The sequence below is a fragment of the Sphingomonas sp. ID0503 genome (assembly GCF_048565625.1).
GTDB lineage: Bacteria > Pseudomonadota > Alphaproteobacteria > Sphingomonadales > Sphingomonadaceae > JBLZUR01.
Genome location: NZ_JBLZUR010000002.1, coordinates 1,060,420 through 1,084,529, shown reverse-complemented (window position 1 = coordinate 1,084,529; position 24,110 = coordinate 1,060,420). Strand labels below are relative to the sequence as shown.

Genomic DNA, 24,110 nt, shown 5'->3' with positions numbered 1-24,110 from the left:
AGTGGCGTCAGCGTTTCCGACGTGGTTGCTGAAGGATGGACCGGTAGCCGCCGCGCACGAGCTTCATCCCATCCCGGACGAGTCGGATTGTTGTTTCGCGGATAGCGCTGCCGACCCAGGACGCAGCGTCCAAATCATGATGGGGAAAAATCCCTTCCCCAACGGCTCGATACGTTGCGCCCGTAGCGCGACCATCGATGGCACGCAGCATGTCTCGCGCCCGCTTTCGGCGCTGTCCGGTGAGCCGCGTATCAGGGGGAATGCTCTTCCCGGCGAGGGCCATCCAGAACCGCGAAAGAGCGCCGAGACGATCGGGCGTCAGCTCATCGAGCAAGATCAAAGCGCCAAAAGGTTCTTGGTCTCCGGGCACGGGTAAATCAGCGTCAAAGCGCTCCCCGCCGATACACAACCGCACCACGCTATCGGCAGGCTGGCTGACTACGTGCGGCGCGAGGCGATCGGTCGTGATCGCCTGGACGCAATCAGCAGTGAGTTGTGGGCGTAGGACGATGACCGCAGGATCGACCCGTGCCGTCCAAAAAATGGGCTGAGCCAATGCTGACCGCGTAGGATCTGCCACGAAATCGCAAACCCCACTTCGACGCGAAATCGCGTGCCGCCTCCCCGGTCATCTCGCCGTCGGAGAGTAAGTCTTCGTAGGCGGTCATATAATCGAGGTTCCGCCGGAGAAACTCCCACGCAAGTTCGCCGGGAGTTAACGCGTCAATATACTCGTAGGCAGTTTCTGACCGCCAGCTATCCTCTTCGGACATCCTCCACGACCTCCGCGCAATTTCGTTCAACGCGAGTTATGTGGCTGTGAAGATTCCAAGTTGTGTTAGGCCTGGGAATAGCGAAGGACGGGCAACGTGATGCGTGGAGTGCATCACCTCAATTCATTCGGCCAGCCAGCAGCACGGCGAACCCACTTTCCGTCATCCACCGGGCTCGGGCCAAGTGAGAGCCATGCACCCGTGCTGCGCGATCAGGTTCAGCATCGACGGAGATGCCGAAGAGCGCCTCGACCACCTCCATCCAAGACGCCCCCTGCGCCTCTGCGTCGAGCAGGCGCAGGTACAGCTTCACATTCGCCTGATCGTAGGCGGTCAAAGCGGTGCCACCTGGTGGCTCATCAAGATATTCGCGGGTCGTCAAGGTGTCCCCCGGCGGGCGCATCTATCCGATTTGGAGCTAATTGTTAACGACGTTGAGGCGTCGGTTCGTGCACACGCCACACAACCGGACCGCCGCGTCGCTGGCTGCAGATGTGAGGCTTCAGGTTTGGCCTTTGCGATCAACGAGCATGACTCCCACGCCTTGGTCGGAGTTGAGGAGCACGATCCCTGCGTGTTCGAAGGTGGGTCTCACCTCGTCTCGCGTACTCTCGTACACCTCCAAGCCGCTTTCAGACTCGAGGCGCTTGAGCGCGGTCAGAGAGACCCGAGCCTTGTCAGCGAGCGTCTCCTGCGTCCAACCCAGCAACGCGCGTGCGGCCCGCGATTGTCGGGCGGTGATCATGCATGATCACCTCCCACTCGGACCTACGCACACGCCAGAACTACGACTATTATAGTCGCTCTGGTCTGCTGGGTCATCCGTTTTCTGCCTCGTTCGGCGAGTGCGGAGGCTTGGTTCTTGATGCCTGATTCGGTCGCCCTCAAAAGAGGGCGGCCCCGGCCTGATCCGGCCGGGGCCTTGCGCGATCGCCTTAGTCTCCGCGTCGCCCATTGGGGCGGGACCAGATCAGCGAGAAGGTATCGCCGTCTTCGTCATCGAAAAGGTTGGCGTAGATCGGGGCGTTGAAGCTGGGATCGTCCAGTTTGAGGCCCAGATAGTCGCGGCCCTCGTTGGAGCGCTTGGACCATGCGGCGCCGATCTCGGCGCGGCCGACCAGAACCCGGTGGCTGGGGGCGTTTTCCCCGGTGGCGCGCTGGTCGGGGACGATGCGCACGCCCTTGGCCTGGACGCTGAGGGTGACGATGTCGCCGGTGAACTCGTTCGAGCCGGTCTTCTTGAAGGTGCCGATGGTCGCCATTGTAAGTCTCCGTTTTCCGTTCCCGAGCCCGCACCATTGCGGCCTCGATGGCGATCGGCAGGCCGGAGGCGATCGGCGGCGCACCCCGAAGGGGCCTGACAGCTAAGGAGGACTTTCTTGTTTCGCGAGGAATGGCGGCGCAGCCGGCAGGGGAAGAAAGTGTGACGCGGCTGTTGCGTCATAGGCGATCGAGGCGCAGCCGACCTTCGGTCAGATCAGGCCATTGAAGAGGCCGTTTGGAGCGGTCGAGGCACGGTCAGGTAACGGAGAGGATGGCTTCCATCCCGCGTCGACAAGCCGGCGTCACGACATGCTTACCGGCATGGTCTTCTCCCCGGCAGGCTAGCGTCGATGCATTCTGGCCTTCCGCTGCCATCACGGAAATCGCCGAGCGCCCGATGTCCGGTGCCCGCCAAGATGATGTGGAGCCCCAGCGCTGCAACAAGGGCCGGCTTTCTGGGAAGCATCGATCCGCGTCACACACGCCCATCGCTCGGACCCAAGATGGCGGGCGCGATCACGACCACTGCTGCCGCGATCCTCCTAACGGTGATGACGATGGTCAGGCTTGTGCGACGGCCCCGCCGGAGGAAGCTGGAGCCGCCGCTATTCCAGCGACCCGTACAAAGGCGGTGATGCCGACGGCGACCGCGCCGATCACGGAGAACGTGGTCTGCCAGCCGTCGGAGGGCATGAGGTGCTTCACAATGCCATGGGTAGCGTGGAACCCGGCGATCGCCGCCGGTGCTACGAAAGCTGCGGCCACGATCAGCTTTAGCCATATCGGCCGAACGAAAGTGATGAGAAGATGGCCGGCGGCGAGTGTGAGCGCTGCGGCGGCGACCCCGATTAGAAGGGCGCCGGGGATGCCGGCGCCGATGCTGTGCGCCCAGGCGCCAGCGGTCGCGCCGACGAACGCTGGCAGAGCGAAGACCGCCAGCGTGAAAAGCAGCCAGCAGAGCAGGCCGATGGCCGTGAGCGACGCGATAATAGCAAGTAGGATCATGGTGGTGGCTCCGTAAGAAAGGTCTGACGGTCGCGCCTCCACCACCACCACGGCGCGCTCGAACTATAGCTGAAAATCGGTTTTTGCGGGAGCGGAAAACGCGAGCGCCTTCCGCACGGCGGCGCTGGTTTGCCCCGGTTATGGGGCAAAGGGATCGATCTCGTGGACGATCGCGGCCATGTCGCCATCATATTCGCTGGCGGGCGTCACCGAGAGGGTGCCGTCGCCTGCCTGGAAGATGACGATCGCGGCCATCAGGGTCGTGGCGAGGCTGAAAGCGAAGGCCTGGGCGTCGTTGAGGGACATGTTGCGGCTCCTGTTGGAGCGGGGGACCATCCCCCGCCGACAGGCGCCCGAAGTGTCCGGCCGTGGACTGCAATCACCGCATAGGCGCAGCCGAAGCGGCGGCATGCTCGCATAGCCGACCCTTTACGGGTTGATGGCGCCAATTTCGCGGATGGACCAAGGATCAGCGCTGATAGGCGGAGGTGGCTTCGCGTCGGGAGACCATCCCATAGTCTCGATGCTCGCATTGCTTAGTTCGCCTCGGAGTCTTCTGAGGGTGATATTTGCGCTATGCTCGACGTAGCGGGCGTGGAGTCGCGAAGGACTGATGATGGCCGAGTTCACAGGCAGGGATCTGCACCTCGTGAAGAAAGCTCTGACGATCGCGGTGCTGGCGATCGAGCGGCAGCCGGGACCATTTCAGTCGGCCTCCGATCAGGCCGACATGAAGAGGCTGCTCGACGTGCTGATCGAGAACGATACCGAGCTTGCCTTTTACGCGCGTTCCGCTCGGATCGCCGTTACCGGCGAGCCGGACTGAGCGCGAGGCGCGGAATGGCGGCGACGGTCCCCTTCGAGAAGCTACACAAGGACGGCAGCTTGTGGGTCGTAGGCCAGACGATGGATGGGCAACCTACCGGATATTGGGAGTGGTTCCGCCGCGATGGCTCGAAGCTGCGGTCCGGCCACTTTGATCAAGGTCAGCAAGTCGGTGAGTGGACGACCTACGATAGCTCAGGGCGCGTCTACAAAGTCACGAAGATGAAGCGCTAAGTGGATCGCGTGCGTGGCGGCGCTTACGCGCCGCCGTGCTTCCACACCGGGATGCCGAGCTTTTTGGCCTTGTCGGCGAGGTTGTCGTTGATGCCGGTCCCCGGGAAATGCAACACGCCCTTCGGCATGATCTCCAGCATCTGATCGTTGCGCTTGAACGGCGCAGAGCGCCCGTGCTTTGTCCAGTCGGGTCCAAAGCCGATCTGGGGAACGTCGCGGTTCTTGGCCCACAGCGAGGCAATCTTTTCGGCGCCTTTGGGCGACTTTCCGTGCACCAGCACCATGTCGGGGTGCTTCGTATGCACCTGGTCGAGCTTGGCCCAGATCAGCCGATGATCGTCATAGTCGAGCCCGCCGGTGACGACGATCTTGGGACCGGGTGGCAGAAGCACCTCCTGGTCGGCGCGCTTCTTCGCCATCAGGAAGTCGCGGCTGTCGATCATCGCCGAGGTCAGATTGCGATGGTTGACCTTCGATCCGCTGCGCGGGAGCCACGGCTTGCCGACATGGCGTTCGTAGTGCTCGGCGGCCTGGTCGCGCATCAGTTCGAAGGCGTTCTGCCGCTCGATGAGCGTCATGCCTTCGGCGATCAGGCGCTCCAGTTCGACCGACTTCACCTCGCTGCCGTCCTGTTCGCGCTGCGCTCGCTTCTGGGCCTGCTCGTTGTCGTCCAGTTCCCGGCCGATCCGATCGGTCGCGCGGTGGAAGACGTTGACGGTCGACCAGAGGAGATCGTCGAGATCGGGTTCGAGGCGCGTGTCCTCTAGGGTGCCGATCAGGGCGTCGAAGATGTCGGCGACGGCGCCCGCGACCTGGTTGCCGTCGGGCAGAAGCCGCTGGTCGGGCTCGTCGGTGAAGGGACGGTAGCCGTGGAGCTGGAGTTCGTTGAGGACATGGTCGGTGGGTGAGGATTCATGATGCGGTTCGTAGTCGTCGTGATCGCGCATGGGATGCTCCGTCGATTGGACCGCTTGCCGTCGCGGCCTTCATGGCGACGAAGCCCACGGGCCGGACGGCCGGGCACCCGGAGCGCGAGCGCAGGGCTCGATGGCTAAGGCCGGCTATTTTGCCTCGCGATGGAAAGGCCCGCAGGGCCGCCGGAAAATAGTCGGCCGCCGCCATTGCCCGGTTGGCCGGCTTGTGGGCCGATCGCCCTCTCGAAGGCCGAGGCGCGGTCCCCCGGACGGATCGATGCATCCGCCGAGCACGTCGGCGATCCGCACGCCCGTTCTCTTGCCGGCTATGCAGCAAACGCCATGAACCGCGCGACATCCTGCGGCGCGACCTGCAACCGGGCTTCCATGCACAGTGCCTCCAGGCCGAGGGTGCGCAGATCCTCGTTGACGTCGCCCAGCTCGGGCGAGATGACGATCGCCTCGATCCCGGCCGCGTCGGCCCGTTCGATCAGGGTATCGCGCGCACCGTCGCCGGCCGGATCCTTGTCGCGGACGATGTAGAGCCGCCGCAGCGTGTCGGGGAACAGGATGGCGGCGAGATGCGCCGCTGAGAGCGCCGCCAGCATCGGCATGTCGGGAAGGACTTGCCGGAGCGACAGGACGGTCTCGATGCCTTCGCCGGCCGCCATCACATCGTTGCCGATGCCGAAGCGGACAGCGTTTCCCAGGAGATCGCCCATCGCCCGCCTCGGCGTGTCGATTGGCGCTTTGTCACGGCGGCGCGGATCGAGCCAGGTGCGATGCGCCCCGGTGATCTTGCCGTCGAGGTCGGTGACTGCCGCAATCATCGCCGGCCAGGTCTCGGTCGGCGAATGCTCGTCAGGGCGATAGTAGCATCGCGGATGGAAATGCAGGCTTCCGGCTCCGCGTAAATCCGTAATGCCGCGTTCCCGTAAATACGCCTGTACGAGCGTGCCATAGATCGGCTGCGACATGCGGATCAGGCGGCGTGCCGCTTCGGGGGAGCCATGTGGTGCCGGGCTTTGCCGCTGGTGCTCCCCAAGTTGCGGCTCGGGCGGCGGCATCGAGAGGAAGGTCCGGGCCTCATCGGCGACGTCCTTGAAGGCGATGAGGCCGCAGCTCTCCCGGATGACGTCGAGGAGATCGCCATGTTCGCCGGTCGCCGCGTCGGTCCATTTACCGGCTGGGCCTTTCGGCGTGTCCTTGAGCCGGACGTACATCGAGCGTCCGGCCGCGTTGCGCACGTCGCCGACCAGCCAGTAGTTGCCTTCGCGGCGGCCGCTCGAAAGATAGTGCCGGCACACCGCCTCGGCCTGCCGGCCGAGACAGTGCGCGAGATCGGAAGCATCCTTACGTGCCATCACGCGGCCTCCCGCTCTGAGACGCGCGCGATCGGGAAGGTGTCGAGCAACTTGGCGAGGATGGCTGGCCCGGCGCCGTCGAAGGGGACGAAGAAGCGCAGCTTCCAGGAGATGATCTCGCTGAACAGGCCATAGGCCCGCAGCCGATCCCGCATCGCCTCGGTGAAGCCGGTCAGTTCCAACCGCTGGGCGCCCATGATGCGGGCGCGCCGAAGCTGGAGGCCCTCGGTGAGGTAAAGGATCGTGGTGCCGTCCATCAGAGCGGTGAAGGCCTGCTCCGGGGTCAGCGACGCGGCCCCCGTCGTGACGGCGTTCGCCGCCCAGGCGGGCGAGACGCGCCGGCCGATCATGCGCTCGCCGGCATCGGTCTGTAGCCGGTAGACGCGGGTCGACTCGTTCGGCAACCGCTTCCAGATCGGCAGCAGCAGGCCGGTGACGATATGGATGGTGCTGTCAGAGAAATCCGGCACGTCGTTCAGCTCCGCCCACCACGCGGCAGCGAAGGCGGCGCGATCGACTTCCTCCCAATGACTCTCCTCCATCATGCGCTGCGGCGCATAGTGCTGCTCCATTGGCCGGATCAGGCAGACTCGCCGCTCGATCTCGCCATCGTCGAGCATCATTGACGACGCGGGAATTTGCACGGCGGCGCGCCCCGAGCGGCTGTTGACCAGCAATCGCGTCTGTGGATCGGAGAGATGGTCGAGCGCATCGGCCAAGCTCGTCGGATGATTGCGCTCCCGGCGGGTGATGGTGAGAAGCCGCGTTTCCGCGCTGCTGCCCGGATGGGTGTGGATTACTTGGGCGTCGGTAACGATGAAGCTCTCGGCCTGCAGCGTTTCAAGCCCGATGTCGTAGACGCCGCTGCGGATCGCGCCCTCGACCTTGGCGGTCAGGAGCTGCTCGAACGCCGTGAACAGCACGCCCTGCAAATCGATGGTCAGGGCCAGCAGGCGGTTGAGGAAGGTGGTGATCGGCGGCAGCTCGTCCTTGATGCCGTTGTCGTCCGTGAGCTTCAGGCCGGTGGCGGACTCGAAGCGGTGGAGCGAGCAGTCCTCGACCCTGCCGCGAACGAGCAGGAGATAGAGCTGGCGCAACGCATCGCGGGCGTAAGGGCTTTCCAGATTGTCCTCGGGACGGAACAGGCCCTGGCCGCCGGTCTGGCGCTGACCGCGCGTGATGGCGCCGAGCGTGTCGAGCCGACGCGCGATCGTCGAGAGGAAGCGCTTCTCGGCCTTCACGTCGCTGGCGATCGGCCGGAAGAGCGGCGGCTGCGCCTGGTTGGTGCGGTTGGTACGACCGAGCCCCTGGATCGCAGCGTCAGCCTTCCACCCGGGCTCCAGCAGATAATGGATGCGCAGGCGTTGATTCTTCGCGCCAAGGTCCGCGTGATAGCTGCGCCCCGTGCCGCCGGCATCCGAGAAGATGAGGATGCGCTTCTGGTCATCCATGAAGGCGGCCGCCTCGGCAAGATTGGCCGATCCTGCCCGGTTCTCGACTGCAAGGCGTTCGCCCTTGCGCACGACGCGGCGCGAGCGGCCGGTGACCTCGGCGACGAGATCGGTGCCGAAGCGCTGGACGATCTGGTCGAGCGCGCCAGGAACGGGCTCCAGCGATGCAAGACGCTCGATCAGTTCGTCGCGACGGGCGACGGCCTCACGGCTCTCGACGGGCTGGCCGTCTCGGTAGACCGGCCGCGACGACAGATTGCCCTCGCTGTCGGAGAACGGCTCGTAAAGCTGCACCGGGAAGGAATGGGCGAGGTAGTCGAGAACATATTCGCGCGGCGTAATGTCGACACGCACGTCGTTCCATTCCTCGGTCGGGATCTCGGCCAGGCGCCGTTCCATCAGAGCTTCGCCGGTCGAGACTATCTGGATGACAGCGGTGTGGCCGCTGGCAAGGTCCTGCTCGATCGAACGGATCAGCGTCGGCGTCTTCATGCTGGTCAGCAGATGGCCGAAGAAGCGCTGCTTGGCGCTCTCGAAGGCGCTTCGCGCGGCCGACTTCGCCTGCCGGTTCAGCGTCCCCGTCGAGCCGGTGATGTTGGCGGCCTGCATCGCCGCATCGAGATGATTGTGGATGATGGCGAAGGCGCCGGCATACGCATCGTAGATGCGGGTCTGCTCAGGGGTGAGCTGATGCTCGACCAGCTCATATTCGACGCCATCATAGGAGAGCGACCGGGCCGTGTAGAGGCCGAGCGCGCGCAGGTCGCGGGCGAGCACTTCCATGGCCGCGACGCCGCCATTCTCCACGGCCTCGACGAACTCGGCGCGATTGGCGAAGGGGAAGTCGTCGCCGCCCCACAGGCCGAGCCGTTGGGCATAGGCAAGATTGTGGACGGTCGTCGCGCCGGTCGCCGACACGTAGACGACCCGGGCGTTCGGAAGCGCGTGCTGGAGCCGGAGCCCCGCACGGCCTTGCTGCGAAGGCGCAACGTCGCCCCGTTCTCCCTTCCCGCCTCCGGCATTCTGCATCGCGTGGCTTTCGTCGAAGATGATCACTCCATCGAAATCGGAGCCCAACCATTCGACGATCTGCTTGACCCGCGAAAGCTTCTCGCCCCGGTCGTCGGACCGTAGCGTAGCATAGGTGGTGAATAGGACGCCTTCGTTCAGCCGGATGGGCGTGCCCTGCGGGAAGCGCGACAGGGGCGTGACCAGCAGGCGCTCCATACCGAGCGCCGACCAGTCGCGCTGCGCATCCTCCAGCAGCTTGTGGGACTTCGAGATCCAAATTGCCTTGCGGCGACCCTGCAGCCAGTTGTCGAGGATGATGCCGGCGGATTGGCGACCTTTGCCGGCGCCGGTGCCGTCGCCGAGCATGAAGCCTCGGCGGAAGCGAATGGCGTCAGGCGCGTCGTCCCGCGCGGCGGCGACGAGATCGCCGGTCTCGTCAACGGTCCAGGCGCCAGCGAGATATTCGCCATGGGCCTCGCCGGCATAGACAACGGTCTCAAGCTGGGCATCGGACAGCACACCCTCGGTGACGATCGCGGCCGGAAGCGTCGGGCGATAGCTCGGCTTAGGGGGCGCGATCGATGCCATGGCGGCCGACTGCACCAATTTGGTGGGATGGGGCTGCGCGCCTGGGATGCAGATCGACTGAAGTGAGTAGGCCTCGTAGATCGCGTTCGAAAGGCGGCCCCCTTCGGGAGGCGTCCAGTCGACGGGGTCATAGTCGAGCGGCGCGCCCTCGACCTGGGCAATGCGGCGGACGGGTGTGGCGTTCGCGCCCCGAGCGAGATACCCCCGAACGGTGCGCGGCGCGGCGACGCGCGTGGCTTTAGGAAGTTCGACGGCCGTGCGCGGAGCTATGTCCCGTTCGATCCAGGCGAGCAGCGTCGCCACATCGGGCGCAATGCCGGGGGATGCGGGAAGCTCGCAGCATCCTCGGCAGGCGACTTGTCGATGACGGTAAGGCGCGTTTCGATGGTCGTGCCGTGCTTGGCATAGACCGAGCCCGCGATCGGCGCGGTGAACACGATGCGCCCGCGCGCCTGCAGCCGGATGAAGCTGTCCCGCCAGGCCGGCAGGTCGGGCGAGAAATTCGAGCCGGTGATCGCAACCAGTCGGCCGCCCGGCGCGAGCCGCGCCAGAGCGGAAGCGATGTGGCGATAGGCGGCGTCGGCGACGCGACCGGAGACGTTCGCCATGACTGAGAATGGCGGGTTCATGATGACGACGCTGGGGATGGCGGCGCGGTCGAGATGATCGTCGATTTGGGCCGCATCGAAACGCGTGACGGCAACGGCGGGAAAGAAAGAGGCGAGCAGATCGGCGCGGGTCTCGGCCAGCTCGTTGAGGATGAGATCGCAGCCGGCGATCTCCGCGAGGATCGCGAGCATGCCCGTGCCGGCCGAGGGCTCCAGCACACGGTCGGCGGGTGTGAGTGCCGCGGCGGTCAAGGCCGCGATACCGAGCGGCGTCGGAGTCGAGAATTGCTGGAAGGCTTGGGCTTCCTCGGACCGGCGCGTGTGCGTAGGCAGCAGACCGGCGATCTTGCCGAGCGCGGCGAGCCGTGCAGCCGGAGACGAGGCCTTGCGGAAAAGCGGCTTTCCGTATTTGCGCAGGAAAAGCACCGTCGCCGCCTCGCAGGCGTCGTAGGCCGTCTTCCAGTCCCAGGCGCCAGTGGCGTCAGAGGCGCCGAGGGCCTTTTCCATGGCCGAACGCAGGATCGCGGCGTCGATCGCGCGGCCCTGTTCGAGATGAGGAAGGAGATGGCCGGCGGCGGCGAGAATGGCGGCGGCCGGGGGCGCGTCCGGCGCGAGCGGAAGCGAGGTCGCCTTGGCGGCAGGGATCGAAGCATGGAGCATGAGTGGAACCTCGGAGAGCGGGGCAGGAACGAGCCTGCCCGGCGCTCTCTCTCGACCGGACGGACTCAACCCGTCTCGGCCACCCTCTCACTCTGACGTGGGCGTAACCCGGCCTGTCGCACCGGCTTCCGGAGGTGCGGATGGGAGGCTAAGCTCTCGTAGGGAAACAAGCCGGACGCCAACCCGAAGCACCGGCCGATCGGCTTCGCCGGCGTCGACGGGCAGTGGGAAGTGGCGGTCTGGCAGAGGTTCTACGCCAGGATCGGCCTCAGAGGGGACAAGGCTTGTGAACAAGGCATGGCACGAGGACAACCCGATGCCAGAACGACCGTCGAAAGATCAGAGGATCGCATGGCATGTGGCGCATGCTCGAGCTTGTGCTTGCCGCTAGGTCCCCAGGAGCATCAGAGCTGAGGTTGAAGCGGTGCTCGCCGGCGACCAGCGCCCCGATGCCTATGCCGATGCCTCCGGCGGGCGGTAGAGCTCGAAAGGATCGCCGTCCGCCAGATGGCCAAACGGCGTGAACACGAATTCGCCGCCGTCGCGCCCAACGGCGCAGATGACGTAGCGGGTCTCGCCGGTCGCGACCTCGGTGCATTCCATCAGCGCGAGGTCGCCGCCCATCGCGGCGCGCAGCAAGGTCTGGAAATTGGTGCGGGCGTGGTCGGGAATGCTCATCGCGCATCCCTTTCCGCCAGGCGGTCCGCCAGCCAGCGTCCTGTGCTCATCCACTCGAGCGTCGCGCCGGTCGAGAGGTCGAGCACATGAGCGCCGCCGTAGAAGCCGTTCACCACGGGATCGGACGCGATGTTGGCCCATTGAAATCCCCAGCGCCCGGTCAGCCCGAATGCTTCGGCGCAGCGCGTCACGAAGGTGATGAGAAGTTGCTGGTCGGCGCTGCCCGGATCGCGGAGCCAGAGCCGGGCGGGCCCATGTTCTGGCGTCAGCGAGAGCAGAAACGGCTCGGCGGGGGGATCCTCGCTGGCGTTCTCGGCCATCAGCGCGGTGTAGATGTCGAAGGCGCGCACGGCGTTCGCGGGGGTGCCGACGTCGAGAAGGCAGGAAAAGCGGGTGAAGAAATTGATCATGGCGGGCTCCTGAGACGAAAAAGCCCGGCGCTGGGCCGGGCTCGGAAAGGATCGTTAGTTCGAAGGATGGGCGGAGCAGCCGAAGCCGCTCCGCCTTGGCGATCACTCGGCCGCGACCAGCTCATGGTCCTCGTCGTCGCCGGCGGATTCCTCGTCCTCGCCCGCGAGGAAGTCAGGCAGCGCCGCGCCGTCATCCTCGCCATCGACCTCGGTATCCGGCGTGGACGCCTCGACCTCTGCGACCAGGCGCAACGGCTCGGGTAGCCAACCGGTGTCGGCCAGCAGGCGCTCCGCCTCCTTGGCCATGTCGCCCTTCTTCAGATGGTCGATGAGCTGCGCGGCCTGCTCGCCGGCGCCCTCGCGGACTGCCTGCAGTATGCGGGGCTTGGTCACCCGGTTGAGGTAGTTGCCGAATGTCGGACGCCAACCGGCTTCGACCAGATCGAGCCCGGTCGCCCTGGTGAGGCGATCGGCCTGGGCGAGCCGCATGTCCAGCGTATGCTGAGATACGCCGCTGGCGCTGTGGGGGTTCGGACGCTCATAGAGAGCGTTGACGCCATAGCTGACGCAATGTGCGAGCAGCGCCATCCGGCTCGCATCGTCCAAGCCCGCGAGCCAGTCCCACAAGCCATCGTCGTCCTTCGGGATGTCGCCCGCCCAGGCGGCGTGGCGGTCCTGCACCGCGCGTGCCGACGGACTGTCCTTCAGCGCATCGTCCTGGGCCGGGAAGAAGACGTGCTTCACTCCGGCCTCCATGGCGCCGGTATACATCCGGGTCATGAAGGTGTCCGACACGAGCTTGTGAAGCAGCGCCGTCATGGCGACATGCGGATTCTCGGCAACGGCGTTGCGCAGCGCGAGCGTGCGATAGGCGGTCAGCTCGACGACCAGGCGTTCCGGCAGCGGCTTGATGACGCCGTCGTCCTCGTCGTCGTCGGGCTCGGCAGGCTGCCCGCCGATGGTGATGACCGCCCGCTGCACCACGGGCTCGGCCGGATCACGGCCGGCTTCCGCGCCGGACTCGCCCTCGGGCTCGGTCGGCGCTTCGTCCTCGGGCCGTACGTAACCGCGGTCGATGTCGAGACTGCCGTCATGGGCGATGCTGATGAACGCGCCCGCGCGGTGGATGTCGTCCGGATCGAAGCGCACCGGCCGGGTCTCGAAAGCAGCGAGCGCCGTCTCGATCTCGCCGAGGCGCTGATCGACCTCGTCCGGCAGCTCGTCGGCGCCCTCATATTCGACCTCGAGCTTCTGATATTCGGTGTTGAGCGCCGCGATGGTGGCCTGTTCCTCAGCCGAGAGATCGAGGGGTTCGCCCTCCAGTTCGCGCAGGCCGTGCGTCACGTCATAGGGGAAGCTGGCCGCGACCTCGATCCACTTCCAGCCTTCCGCCGCGATCGTCTCCGCCGCAGCCTTCAGCTTCTCCGCGACCAGACGGTCGAGCAGGGCTGCGTTATCCAGCCATCCTCCGTCGTCGGACTGGAAGAGGTCACGCGTGGTGACGCCGCCGGCATCTTCATAGGCATCGATGCCGACGAACAATGCCCGCTTGTCCGAGGCGCGCACCGTGGTCTCGGTAAGCATGCGCCGGATCTGGTACGGCTCCTTGGACCAGGCGTCCTTGACCGCGTCCCAAACTTGCTCCTGGCGAGCGTGATCGGTCGACACGGTGAAAGCCATGAGCTGCTCCAGCGTCATGCCGTCGTCGGCGTAGACCTCGAGCAGCATGGGCGACACGGAGGCGAGCCGCAGCCGCTGTTTCACGACCTGAGCCGGCACGAAGAAGGCCGCAGCGATCTCCTCCTCGGTCATGCCCTTGTCGCGCATGTCCTGGAAGGCGCGGTACTGGTCGAGGGGATGCAGCGGTGCGCGCTCGATATTCTCGGCGAGGGAGACCTCTTCGGCGAGGATGGCGCTGTCGCGCTCACGCACGACACAGGGCACCGACGCGATCTTGGCGAGGCGCTTCTGCTTGACCAGCATCTCCAGCGCGCGGAAGCGGCGGCCGCCAGCGGGCACCTCGAACATGCCGGTCTCGTTGCCCTCAGCGTCAGCGACGGGCACGACGCTGATGCTCTGGATCAGGCCCCGCCGGGCGATCGAGGCCGCCAGGTCTTCGATCGAAACGCCGGCCTTCACGCGCCGGACGTTCGACTGGCTCAGGACCAGCTTGTTGAAGGGGATGTCGCGCGAGGACGCGAGAGTGATCTTCTGAACCGCAGTAGCCATCGGGATGTACTCCGCGACGGGCGGCCGAAGACTCTCTCTCGACCTCCAACCCGTCACGAAATCCCGTCCCCTCTCTCCCTCTAGCACCTCGCCGGTTGGCGGTGCGCAAAGGCGTAAAGCCGACGATCCGGCTTCACGCCTTTGCGGGTTTGCGTCACATGCGGGACGCATCGGGCCTACGCCGCGCGCCTTTCCAGCTCCACCGCAGCCACCGGCGCGTGGGCGAGCAACCAATCGGCCGCCTTGCTCGCCTGGCTGGCGGCGCGGACGATCGCGCGATTGTCCTCGCGAAGCACTTCGAGCCACGAACCTATGTAGTCGGCATGGCGAACGGTCGGCACGATGCCGAGCGTCGCGCAACAGAATGCGGCGTTGATCTCGGCGACCAACTCCTCGAACGCATATTTCTTCGTGCCGAAGCCGCCGCTCAGGTCTCGGCCGACCCTCGAGGCATGCCCTGTCGCGTGCCCGAGTTCGTGCAGCGCCGTGCGGTGCCAGTTGATCGGCTCGAAATAGGCTTGCGGCGGCGGCACCTGCACATAGTCCAGCGCGGGATGATAATAGGCGCGCGCGCCGCCGATGCGGAAGTCGATGCCTGTCGCGGCGATCAGCGCCTCCACCTGAGGCTCGATCAGGCTGGCGGGCGGCGATGTCGCAGCGGCGCCGGCTTCCTCGGGCAGATTCTCGCACTGCGCGGTGTTGAAGACAGTGAAGCGCTTGAGGAAGGGGATGGCTTGGGCATCCTCTCCAGTTTCGCGCGCCCGCCGCTTCTCGTCGTCAGGGACGAAGCGATCGGCATAGACGACCGTCGTGCCTTTCTCTCCCTTGCGGACGTTGCCGCCAAGCGCGAGCGCCTGCCGGAAGGTGAGCCAGCGCTGGCCGGGGAAGCCTTGGGTGATGACCGCGCCCCAGAGAATGAGGACGTTGATCCCCGAATAGAGCCGGCCGGTGGCTGCGTTGGCCGGCATGCCGACCGGGGCATTGGCGCCGGTCGCGCCCCACGGCTGGACCCAGGGCAGCCGGCCGGCCTCCAGTTCGGCGATGATCTTGGTCGTGATTTCATCATAGAGGCTCACCCGTTCGGTCGCGGGGCGTGTGGTGCGTTGCTTTGACATCGCGGATCTCCGCGACGGGCGCCGGGAGCCACTCTCCCAGCCTTCAACCCGTCACGGAAAACCCGTCCGCACTCTCACTCTCGCGGGGCGTTGCGGGGCGGCAGCCCCGCAGAAGGGGTCGGCCGAGACAGGGCTCGGCCGCAGGGGAAGACCTTCCCCTTTTCGGTTCGCGGGGAATATCAAATCGTCTCAACAGTTCTCCCGTCTTGAACGACCCTCGTGCCCAGACGTCATCGGCGCTATGAACGACGACATGAACAACGATCATGAGCATCGCATGGCACGACGAGAATATTACAGACCAGCATGGTCGTTGATACTCGACACGATCCGGTCGCGAGGCGCGGCTTGCAGCTTGCTGCTAGGTGCGATGACCGTTGGAGCTTGCACAGCGGAGCCTGAGGCGTCCGTCGCGGACACGGCATCGCGCTCCGTCGCGCTCGCTACTCCGTCGGTGAAGATGGAGGCCAACCCGCCACCGGCCTTCACCTATTGGGCGCCAGAGGGATCGACGATCCGCAATCATCCGCAGGATCCAAACATATGGATCGCCGAAAGCACGGACGGGTCGAGGACCTACTATTTCGGCGACCAGTGTCGTGCGTCCGAACGTCAGGATTGGGTTGGACAGCCCGTCGAGTCTCTGCCCAAGCCGCCTGTTGACGCGGTCTGGCGTATCGGCACCACCACCTCGCCCCAAACGTCAGACCTGCGGCGCGAGCGACTGAACATTTCATTCGACGAGAATACCCGTCGGGTCGCTAGCGTGGCCTGCGGCTAGATGGCGAGGCTTGGCAAGATGCGCGAAACGCTCATTATGTTCGGAGCATTATTGGCTCTGGCCGCCTGCACGACCTCGCCAGAGGTGCCAGCCGCCTCTGCGACGCGCGAGTCCACGCCGCCGACAGAAACCGCCTCGGCCGATGCGCCCATACCCGACCAATGCCGAGCTGCGGAGCGTCAAAGCTGGGTCGGCCGGTCGGTCGACAGCCTGCCTGTGGCTTCGCACGGTGAAAACCGGCGTGTGGTTTGCACGGCCTGCGCCCGAACCGAGGACTACAGGGCGGATCGCCTGAACATCGACTTCGACGCGGGTACGCGGCGTGTCGTCAAGGTGAGTTGCGGCTAGCATGGCGGTCAAGCTGGCCATCGAGATCCTGCACACTGCCCCGCCGGCCCAAGCGAAATCGTAACGCGGAAGCAAAACTGACTGCCAACCTCAGCCAAATCTCATAAGGTGCTGAATGAGGGGCCACTGCAGATCAAAGCACGATTCGTCTCGCAACGCGGCACTAAAGAGTTGGCATATAAGGTTTATGGGCGAAGGCGCGTGGGATATCAGGGGAAGAGAACTCTGGCTGCTCGATCCAGAGGGCAACGCCCGCGTATCGAAGGTCGACGAAGTCTATCGTGCGCTGATTGAAAAAAAGCCGAGCGAGGACTGGATTCCTGCGCAGGTGGAGGGACTGCGTCCGTCTCGCTATCCGCTCGATCCTCTTGTCGTGATTGACGACTCCCAAGGAGATGGCGTTCCGGTCTTTTCGCTTTCTGGGTCCTGCCGCGGCAAAACGATCGCGCTGCAGCAGGATGATCTGGCGCGCGGCCATGTCGTTGCGGATGGCGTCTGGTATCCGGTCGAGCCGGACCAGAGCGCCGACATCATGGCCATGCTGGAATCCTCCGGCGCGTCGCTCGGCCGGGCCGGATCGCTCCGGTCGTTCCTTGCGATCAGGAAGGCCACCGCCAGCGGCCTGATTGAGGACAAGCTTGCCGACCGCAATATATCGCCCTTGGCTTTCGCGCCGGACGGCGAGGAGTTGCCGGAGGGCGTGCATGCCACCCTCTACCCCTACCAAGCGTCGGGCTGGCGCTGGCTCAAGTTCCTGCTGTCAGAACAGGTCGGCGGGCTATTGGCCGACGAGATGGGGCTGGGCAAAACGCTCCAGATCATCAGCGCCCTGCGCGATTGCGGCTCGGGACCGCTGCACCCGGCGCTGATTGCGGCGCCCGGCTCGCTGCTTGAAAACTGGCGGCGGGAGATAGGAAAGTTTGCTCCCGACCTAAAGGTGCTGAAGCATCACGGTCCCGATCGCACAGGTCGGCCGGCGGACCTGCAGGGCTATGATGTCGTCGTCACTTCTTATGACAGCGTTGTGCGGGACAACAGCCTGCTGGGGATGATCGACTGGCAGGTGATCGTTCTCGACGAGGCGCAATATATCCGCAACCCGACTGCGCAGCGCACGAAGGCCGTCAAGGCCCTGCCGCGCAAGGTGGGCCTCGCTGTCACCGGCACCCCTGTCGAGAACAAGCTGCTCGACCTGTGGTCGATCATGGACTTTGTGCTGCCCGGACACCTCGGTGACGCCGGCACCTTCCAGACGCATTTCCAGGATGATGTCGACGGCGCGGCCGCGCTGGAGCCGCTTGTCTCCCCGCTAATGCTGCGCCGGCGTGTTGCCGATGTTGCCAAGGACTTGCCTCCGCGCATCGACATTCCGCAGGTGGTCGAGCTGGATGACGGCGAGGCCGCGCATTATGACGAGCTGCGCGACCGCATCGCGGTCGAGTATGGCGCCGCAGCAACCCTCGTCGCCCTAACCGCGATGCGCCGCTTCTGCGCGCATCCGGCCCTTATCGACAGCGATCGCCACACAGGCGATCCGATGGACTTCTCGAAATTCCGTCGGCTTAACGAACTGGTCGAGGAGATCTTCGCCCTCGGCGAGAAAGTCATCATCTTCACCTCCTTCACCGGTATGGCCGACCTGATCGCGCAGTATATCGCGCGCCGGCACAATGCCTTCACCGGCATTATTGACGGTCGCCTAGCGATCGACGCACGCCAGCCGCTGATCGACGCATTCAGCGCCGTGAAGGGCGGAGCGGCCTTGATCCTGAACCCGCGGGCAGGTGGGTCGGGGCTTAACATCACTGCCGCTAACCACGTCATCCACTACAATCCGGAATGGAACCCGGCCCTTGAGGACCAGGCTTCAGCCCGTGCGCACCGGCGCGGGCAGGAGCTCCCCGTGACGATCCACCGGCTGCTCGTCGCCAATACAGTCGAGGACGTGATCGACGAGCGCCTGACGCGCAAGCGCGCGATCTCCGGCACGGCCGTAATCGGCGTGGAGGGCGGCGACGACGATTATGCCGACATCGTGGCGGCCTTAGGCCGATCACCACTTGCGAAGCAGGGAACCTGAATGACCAAGCGCAGTATCGCCAAGCTCCTGAGCAAGAACGACACGGGCGAGACGGGCGGCCATCAGGCAGGCATCCTCGTTCCCAAGGAAGAAGACATCCTGTCCTTTTTCCCGAAGCTCGATGCCTCGCAACACAATCCGCGCTGCCACCTGCGCTTTCTCGACAGCAGCGGAACGTTCTGGGAATTTGCTTTCATCTACTACAACGGCAAGTTCTTTGAGGGCACCCGCAATGAGTATAGGCTGACCCGAATGACCAAATACATCCGGCAGGCCGGGCTGGTCGTCGGGGATGAGGTGGTGCTGTCCCATGACGGCGACCGCTACATGATCTCGCATCGCCGGCAGCGGCAGGCTGCATTGAATGAGGCAGGCGTCCTCAAGCTCGGATCGGGCTGGCGCGTCGTCCAGATTTAAAGGGGGAACCATGACAATCGAGCCAATCAACCTGCCGCCCAATCCGGAGCGGATGATCGAGGGCCTGCGCGACACAGGCTACGAGTTCAATACCGCCGTAGCCGATATCGTTGACAACTCAATCGCCGCGCATGCCACGAAGGTCCAGCTCTGGCTCAGCGCCGACATGCAGCGGAAGATCAGGCTGCTGATCGTCGATAATGGCGATGGCATGAACCGGCAGGGCCTCATCAACGCGATGCAGTACGGCTCCGCCGCGCGGCCAAGCGCGGCCAGCCTCGGCAAGTATGGCCTTGGCCTGAAAACGGCATCTACCGCGTTCTGCAAGCGGCTTTCGGTAATTTCCCGGCCCGATGGGAACACGGCGCCCCTGATGGCGACGTGGGACCTGAACCATGTTGCCGAGGCGAAGTCGTGGGAGCTGCTGCTCACAGCCGATTGCGACCCCGAGGCGGTCGAACAGCTAGACATCGTGGCCGCGGGCCGCGCCGGCACCGTCGTTCTCTGGGAACAGGTCGACCGGCTCGTCAAGGATTTCGAGGACAAGAAGGCAGGGTGGGCGAAGAAGGCCCTGCAGTCGAAGGAGGATGACCTCCGCCAGCATCTTGGCATGATCTATCAGCGGTTTCTCGACGCCAAGGACAAGCGGGCGCCACATGTCGAGATCGAGCTGAACGGCAAGCCTGTCGAGGCTTGGGACCCATTCCAGCGGCATTATTCGGAGCTAGTGGCGCAACAGACCGTGCCGGCCGAGCTGGCTGATGGCAGCACGGCCGAGTTCACGGTCAAGGCCTATATCCTGCCCCGCGAGGAGGAGTTCCCGTCCAAGGAGGCGGCGGCCTTAGCCCGGGTCGGGAACGATACTCAGGGCATCTACATCTACCGCGAGGAGCGCCTGATTCACGCGGCCGACTGGCTCGGAATTTATCGCAGAGAACCGCACTACAACCTGATCCGCGTTGAATTTTCCTTCGACAATAAGCTCGATGATGCGTTTCATCTCGATATCAAGAAGTCGCAGATCATCCTCAACGAAGATTTGGCGCAATGGCTGGAGGATCAGTTTCTGCCCGCGCCGCGCCGCGAGGCGAATCGCCGGCGGCGCGAGGGCGAGCAAAAAAAGATCGCCAAGAAGAGCGAGGGTGCGCACGACAACTCCAACAACAATATCCGCAACCGCGAGGCCGACGCCGGGGGGGCCGAGGTCAACGTCGCCGACCCCAATACGGGCGAGGTTGTCATCAAGAACCAGCACGGCAAGTTCCGGCTAAAGCTGCCGATGGCCGAGGCTCAGCGACCAGGGGAGGTCTTCGTGCAGCCGGTCGACGGGATCACCAACGGCCTGCTGTTCCAGCCAGTCATGATCGAGCAGCATCGCGCTGTGCAGATCAACACGAGCCATCCCTATTACAGCAAGGTGTATGTCCCGAACCTCTCGAAAAGCGTCACCATGCAGGGTCTCGATTCCCTGTTGTGGGCGCTCTGCGTGGCCGAGCACTCGACGGTCCGCGACAACACCAACGAGCTATTCCGCGATCTGCGCTATGAGGTTTCGCGCATTCTAGAGAAGCTGGTCGAAACGCTGCCGGATCCAGAGATCGAGAAGGATGTCGCCTGATCCGCACACGCTGGCCCGCCGGGTATCGGCCGAGGCCGGGCTGGATTTCGAGGGGAGCGAGGGCCGCGATGGCGAGGGCCGGCGCTGGCTGGAGCTACATCCTGCCGGCCATCCCAAGGCCAACACCTTTGCGATCCGCGCAACGGTGGGCTGGCGCCGTCTCGATGTCCAACTCCTGCCCGGCACCTTCGCCGGCGCTCTTGTCGAGGCAATGGGCGCTGCCGATGAGACAGGACGCGCGACCTTCTCAGCCGTTCTGGAGAAATGCCGGTCCGATGGTGCGGAAGTTGATTTCACGGTCAACGGTGGTGCGGTCGCGGCTGACGGCCCGGCAGCATGGTCGTCGCCTTGGCGCAGCATGGGGCTTGTCGTCCGTCGAGGCATGCTGGCAATCAATGAGGGCGACGAAGAGGGCGACAGCCGTCTGATTGAGCAGTGGACGGCGCGGATTGCGGCTGCCGTTCTCGCCTTGCTCCCCCTAGAACCGCACGAAGAGGACATTCCAGAGGCCGATGCCGAGGGTCTTCCCGAAGGCGCCAAAACTCGGATCGAGGTCAACCGCTACGAACGCGACCGGCGCAACCGCGCTGCAGCCCTTGCCATCCACGGCTATGCTTGCAAGGCCTGCGATCTGCAGTTGGACATCCTTTACGGCGACGCCGCCGCCGGGCTGATCGAAGTCCATCACCTAACGCCGGTTTCTGAGCTAGGCCCCGACTACATCATCAATCCGCGGGACGATCTTGCGCCGCTCTGCCCAAACTGCCACAGCGTCGCCCATCGACGCGCACCGCCCTATTCGGTCGAAGAACTGCGGGCGATGCTGTCCCGGTCGTGAAGAAGCTCAACCAATTTCGAAATGGACAAGAGCCATGACTGCTGGCTCTGCGCGTAAGTGCGGTGCAATCGAGAGGGCAGGACCAGCTGGAGCCGCTGCCGGCGCATTTCGTCGGTCTGGGCCAGACTGATCGAGGGCTCGAGAGTCAACAGAATGCTTGTCTGGAATGCGGTCTGCCTCGGATAGCACCTGCCTCCAGCGATCCTTGCAGGTGCTCTTTACCCCCAGCATTGTCAGCCGTTGGGTCTCAAATGCGGGATCATGATATTCTGTAATGCCGGGGAATATGAAATCCGGCTTTGACTTGCCCTCTGTGACCGGATTGCGGTCTGCCCTGATTCCCAACTCCTGAAACATATATTCAAGATGGTTCTCTAACGCCGTACCCATGCGCTTTTTGCGACGGTTCTGGACCGAGAGGCTGAACCTTACGAATTCGTCGACTTCGTCAAAACCTTCCTGGAGCTGGTCGCCGATAAGGTGACGCTCGAATGTGCGGAACAATACCTCCTCGCGTTCCACTAGCGCCATCAGCGCTCCGTCAGGGTCGCCCTTGATATCGAGATCGCCAAGCGTTTCGCGCGTATAATTAGAAAATTCTCGGGTGCCGGGAAAGCTGGAGCCAAAGCGCTTATTCATCTGATCGAGGTAGTCATCGTCAGCGGACTCGACATCCACACCGAGCTCTTCGAGGATGAAACGCGAAGCGAATTCCAAGCGGAGTTGGTTGGTTTCAATCTCGCCCTTCACCGAATAGCCCGGGTGAGCATGGTCCACGCCGAAGAGCCAAAGCAGCTGGCCAGCGATCGTCGATCCGCCCTCTGCGATGATGGCCATGAGCGAATCGTCCGGCCGCACTCCAATGATGAGGAGGTCGCCCTCGGTTGCATTGTCTGAAACGACCGTGTCCGGAAAATACAGGCGATACTCCGGACCGCGATGGCTCTGCTTTCGGCGCGTGTCGTACCAGCTGAGCCACGCCTGCTCTCTCAGCGGCTCTGGATCGTCGTCGGCCAGATAAATGAATGTGGTTCGAATATTCCGGCGATCTTCCTCGCCAAGCATGGTGCGTAGTGCGCCCACACCCCCGAACTCGTGTTGATGAGAACGATGCTGATCCGCGTCAACCGCGGTCAGTCGCTTCCAAGCGACCTGGCGAAAATAATCTGAAAGGTGGCCGCTCCTCACCCGCGGATCTCTATCATCTGTTCCGGCCCCCTGATCCAGACATCCAGCTGTCCCGCCACCTCCTTTACAGCTTCGGATCCCTTGGACCGCAAGGCACATTCCCAAACGGTGGCAATTCTCCACCCAGCATCCATAAGCGCAGCTTCGTTCCGGCGGTCACGCTCCGAATTTCCTTCCAGCTTCGCCTTCCAGAATTCTGGCCGTGTCGCTGGAATGCGGCAAAGGCCGCAGTCATGTGCATGCCAAAAGCACCCATGGACGAGGATGACGGCTTTCCAGCGCGGCAATACTATATCTGGTCGGCCCGGAAGGCGCCGAACGTCCGTCCTGTAGCGATACCCCCGGGCGAATAGCGCCTTGCGGATCGCCAACTCGATCTTGGTATCGCGCGCCCGGATGCCGGACATCATCCGGCTTCGGGTGGCCGCGTCGACCGTGTCAGCCATTTGCGACGGCTAGCCGCTCCACATCAGACTGAACCAGCTTCATGATCCCCGGCTTCATGCCGCGCGCTACCGCTTCGATCAGAGGCACAACAACGGAATTTCCGAACTGCTTGTATGCGCGCATATCCGAGACGGGAATTTCGAACGTCTCCGGATATCCCATCAGACGCGCGCATTCCCTTGGGGTCAGCCGGCGCGGATTCTTGCCCTTGCCCCGATAGATCAGAATTTCCGAACCATCCTTATAGTAGCGCGCAGACAGCGTCCTGCTCGTTTCGTCGGGTCCAACGACGCTACAACCGAAGCCGTTGCCTGCCGCACGATGCTTTTCAGCATATCCCTGAAGATATGCCCAAAGCCGGTCCGTCAGCACATATTTTGGCTGAACTTTACCAGTTGGAAGAAGAAAGCGGCCTTGATCGCCATCCTTCTCGCTTCCGTTTTCCGCATGGAGGATGGATCTGAGCTTTGGGCCAGCCGCGACTTCCGGAAAGGTCGCCAGCAGTTCCTCCCACTCGAACCCGACGTCCTCCCTGAACCCCACGAGCAGAATGCGCTGACGGTGCTGCGGCACGAAGCGCCTTCCGTCCACGACCATTGGCTTGACCGTATATCCCAGCTGCCGCTCCAGCACGTCCATGATCACGCGGAAAGTGTTACCCTTGTCGTGACTGACGAGGTTCTTCACATTCTCAAGTAAAAATGCCTTTGGCTGTTTCTTGGCGATGATGCGCTGCACGTCGAAAAAGAGAGTTCCCTGCGTGGTGCATTCGAAGCCATGGGGTCGACCGAGAGCATTCTTTTTTGAAACGCCGGCCAAGCTGAACGGCTGACAGGGGAAACCCGCCAAAAGCACATCATGGTCCGGGATGTCGGACTCATCAATTTTGGTTATGTCACCCGCGATGGAATGATCCTCACCGAAATTGCGGCGATATGTCCTCTGGGCATAATCGTCCCATTCACTCGTAAAAACACAGCGACCGCCGATCGCCTCAAATCCGAGCCGGATCCCTCCGATGCCTGCAAACAGGTCGATAAAAGTAAAATCACTGTCGCCTTGGCCGGCGACGTTATGACCTCCGATAATCCGTTGAAGCGCAGGGACGACTGCCAAGGGAATCTCAAGTTCGCGCTTCTCCCACCGGCTTATCTGCTTTGGGTTGTAGTCCAACCGCTCCGCCAACTCGCGCTGCGTGAAGAGAGTTCGCGCTTCCAAAAGCACTTCAAACCGTGACGCCGACAGGATTTCGTTCATTCTTTGCA

The 24,110-nt window shown here is 63.9% G+C and carries 23 protein-coding genes and 2 pseudogenes; 7 read left to right on the top strand and 18 right to left on the bottom strand.

Annotated elements, in window-relative coordinates:
* Positions 1-7: 7 nt before the first annotated feature.
* The 7 genes from ACM608_RS06165 to ACM608_RS06135 all read right to left on the bottom strand — a co-directional run bounded on the left by ACM608_RS06165 (position 8) and on the right by ACM608_RS06135 (position 3,347).
* Positions 8-556, bottom strand: a complete 549-nt coding sequence (locus tag ACM608_RS06165) for a DUF2285 domain-containing protein (RefSeq protein ID WP_419682378.1) — start codon at positions 554-556, stop codon at positions 8-10.
* A complete protein-coding gene (locus tag ACM608_RS06160; protein WP_419682377.1) occupies positions 483-773 on the bottom strand; it encodes a transcriptional regulator domain-containing protein in 291 nt (96 codons plus the stop codon). The genes ACM608_RS06165 and ACM608_RS06160 overlap by 74 nt, the downstream gene beginning before the upstream one ends.
* 118 nt (positions 774-891) lie before the next feature.
* Positions 892-1,176: a DUF2285 domain-containing protein gene (locus ACM608_RS06155; protein WP_419682376.1), complete on the bottom strand. Its 285-nt coding sequence runs from the start codon at positions 1,174-1,176 to the stop codon at positions 892-894.
* A gap of 99 nt (positions 1,177-1,275) precedes the next feature.
* Complete coding sequence (locus ACM608_RS06150; protein ID WP_419682375.1) at positions 1,276-1,518, bottom strand: helix-turn-helix domain-containing protein; 243 nt, start codon at positions 1,516-1,518, stop codon at positions 1,276-1,278.
* A 190-nt stretch (positions 1,519-1,708) separates the two neighbouring features.
* Positions 1,709-2,035, bottom strand: coding sequence for a DUF736 domain-containing protein (locus ACM608_RS06145; protein ID WP_419682374.1), 327 nt, complete (start codon positions 2,033-2,035; stop codon positions 1,709-1,711).
* Between the two features lie 562 nt (positions 2,036-2,597).
* Positions 2,598-3,041: a hypothetical protein gene (locus ACM608_RS06140; protein ID WP_419682373.1), complete on the bottom strand. Its 444-nt coding sequence runs from the start codon at positions 3,039-3,041 to the stop codon at positions 2,598-2,600.
* A 138-nt stretch (positions 3,042-3,179) separates the two neighbouring features.
* Complete coding sequence (locus tag ACM608_RS06135; protein ID WP_419682372.1) at positions 3,180-3,347, bottom strand: hypothetical protein; 168 nt, start codon at positions 3,345-3,347, stop codon at positions 3,180-3,182.
* Positions 3,348-3,657: 310 nt separating this feature from the next.
* Between ACM608_RS06135 and ACM608_RS06130 the strand changes: the two genes are divergently transcribed.
* Positions 3,658-3,867, top strand: a complete 210-nt coding sequence (locus ACM608_RS06130) for a hypothetical protein (RefSeq protein WP_419682371.1) — start codon at positions 3,658-3,660, stop codon at positions 3,865-3,867.
* A gap of 256 nt (positions 3,868-4,123) precedes the next feature.
* On the opposite strand, the gene ACM608_RS06125 is transcribed toward ACM608_RS06130, so the two are convergent.
* The 7 genes and pseudogenes from ACM608_RS06125 to ACM608_RS06095 form a co-directional block, all read right to left on the bottom strand.
* A complete protein-coding gene (locus tag ACM608_RS06125; protein ID WP_419682370.1) occupies positions 4,124-5,047 on the bottom strand; it encodes a DUF2493 domain-containing protein in 924 nt (307 codons plus the stop codon).
* A gap of 293 nt (positions 5,048-5,340) precedes the next feature.
* The gene (locus tag ACM608_RS06120; RefSeq protein ID WP_419682369.1) at positions 5,341-6,378 is read right to left on the bottom strand and encodes a DUF7146 domain-containing protein; all 1,038 of its coding nucleotides are present in this window, start codon (positions 6,376-6,378) and stop codon (positions 5,341-5,343) included.
* A pseudogene (locus ACM608_RS06115) lies at positions 6,378-10,696 on the bottom strand (strawberry notch-like NTP hydrolase domain-containing protein). The gene ACM608_RS06120 and the pseudogene ACM608_RS06115 overlap by 1 nt, the downstream one beginning before the upstream one ends.
* A gap of 453 nt (positions 10,697-11,149) precedes the next feature.
* A complete protein-coding gene (locus ACM608_RS06110; protein ID WP_419682368.1) occupies positions 11,150-11,374 on the bottom strand; it encodes a DUF6117 family protein in 225 nt (74 codons plus the stop codon).
* The gene (locus tag ACM608_RS06105) at positions 11,371-11,784 is read right to left on the bottom strand and encodes a hypothetical protein (RefSeq protein ID WP_419682367.1); all 414 of its coding nucleotides are present in this window, start codon (positions 11,782-11,784) and stop codon (positions 11,371-11,373) included. Before ACM608_RS06105 ends, ACM608_RS06110 begins: the two co-directional genes overlap by 4 nt.
* A 102-nt stretch (positions 11,785-11,886) precedes the next feature.
* A complete protein-coding gene (locus tag ACM608_RS06100) occupies positions 11,887-14,013 on the bottom strand; it encodes a ParB/RepB/Spo0J family partition protein (RefSeq protein ID WP_419682366.1) in 2,127 nt (708 codons plus the stop codon).
* 176 nt (positions 14,014-14,189) lie between these two features.
* Positions 14,190-15,128: an ArdC family protein gene (locus tag ACM608_RS06095; protein WP_419682365.1), complete on the bottom strand. Its 939-nt coding sequence runs from the start codon at positions 15,126-15,128 to the stop codon at positions 14,190-14,192.
* A 241-nt stretch (positions 15,129-15,369) separates the two neighbouring features.
* Between ACM608_RS06095 and ACM608_RS06090 the strand changes: the two genes are divergently transcribed.
* The 6 genes from ACM608_RS06090 (at position 15,370) to ACM608_RS06065 (ending at position 21,210) form a co-directional block, all read left to right on the top strand.
* Positions 15,370-15,909: a hypothetical protein gene (locus ACM608_RS06090; RefSeq protein WP_419682364.1), complete on the top strand. Its 540-nt coding sequence runs from the start codon at positions 15,370-15,372 to the stop codon at positions 15,907-15,909.
* An 18-nt stretch (positions 15,910-15,927) separates the two neighbouring features.
* Positions 15,928-16,257 carry a hypothetical protein gene (locus ACM608_RS06085; RefSeq protein WP_419682363.1) on the top strand — a complete coding sequence of 110 codons (330 nt, stop codon included), beginning with the start codon at positions 15,928-15,930 and terminating at the stop codon, positions 16,255-16,257.
* Positions 16,258-16,444: 187 nt separating this feature from the next.
* A complete protein-coding gene (locus tag ACM608_RS06080) occupies positions 16,445-18,337 on the top strand; it encodes a DEAD/DEAH box helicase (protein ID WP_419682362.1) in 1,893 nt (630 codons plus the stop codon).
* Positions 18,338-18,754: an EcoRII N-terminal effector-binding domain-containing protein gene (locus tag ACM608_RS06075; RefSeq protein WP_419682361.1), complete on the top strand. Its 417-nt coding sequence runs from the start codon at positions 18,338-18,340 to the stop codon at positions 18,752-18,754.
* Positions 18,755-18,806: 52 nt separating this feature from the next.
* Positions 18,807-20,372, top strand: a complete 1,566-nt coding sequence (locus ACM608_RS06070) for an ATP-binding protein (protein ID WP_419682360.1) — start codon at positions 18,807-18,809, stop codon at positions 20,370-20,372.
* Positions 20,362-21,210, top strand: coding sequence for an HNH endonuclease (locus ACM608_RS06065; RefSeq protein WP_419682359.1), 849 nt, complete (start codon positions 20,362-20,364; stop codon positions 21,208-21,210). Before ACM608_RS06070 ends, ACM608_RS06065 begins: the two co-directional genes overlap by 11 nt.
* Here ACM608_RS06065 and ACM608_RS06060 read toward each other — a convergent pair.
* The 4 genes and pseudogenes from ACM608_RS06060 to dcm all read right to left on the bottom strand — a co-directional run bounded on the left by ACM608_RS06060 (position 21,168) and on the right by dcm (position 24,102).
* A complete protein-coding gene (locus ACM608_RS06060) occupies positions 21,168-21,317 on the bottom strand; it encodes a hypothetical protein (protein ID WP_419682358.1) in 150 nt (49 codons plus the stop codon). The genes ACM608_RS06065 and ACM608_RS06060 overlap by 43 nt on opposite strands.
* A 118-nt stretch (positions 21,318-21,435) precedes the next feature.
* Positions 21,436-21,741: pseudogene (locus ACM608_RS06055) on the bottom strand (type II restriction endonuclease); the annotation flags it as partial.
* 653 nt (positions 21,742-22,394) lie between these two features.
* Positions 22,395-22,844 (bottom strand): very short patch repair endonuclease, encoded by a 450-nt coding sequence (locus tag ACM608_RS06050; protein WP_419682357.1) that lies wholly within the window; start codon positions 22,842-22,844, stop codon positions 22,395-22,397.
* Positions 22,837-24,102 carry a DNA (cytosine-5-)-methyltransferase gene (gene dcm, locus ACM608_RS06045; protein WP_419682356.1) on the bottom strand — a complete coding sequence of 422 codons (1,266 nt, stop codon included), beginning with the start codon at positions 24,100-24,102 and terminating at the stop codon, positions 22,837-22,839. Before dcm ends, ACM608_RS06050 begins: the two co-directional genes overlap by 8 nt.
* Positions 24,103-24,110 lie beyond the last annotated feature (8 nt).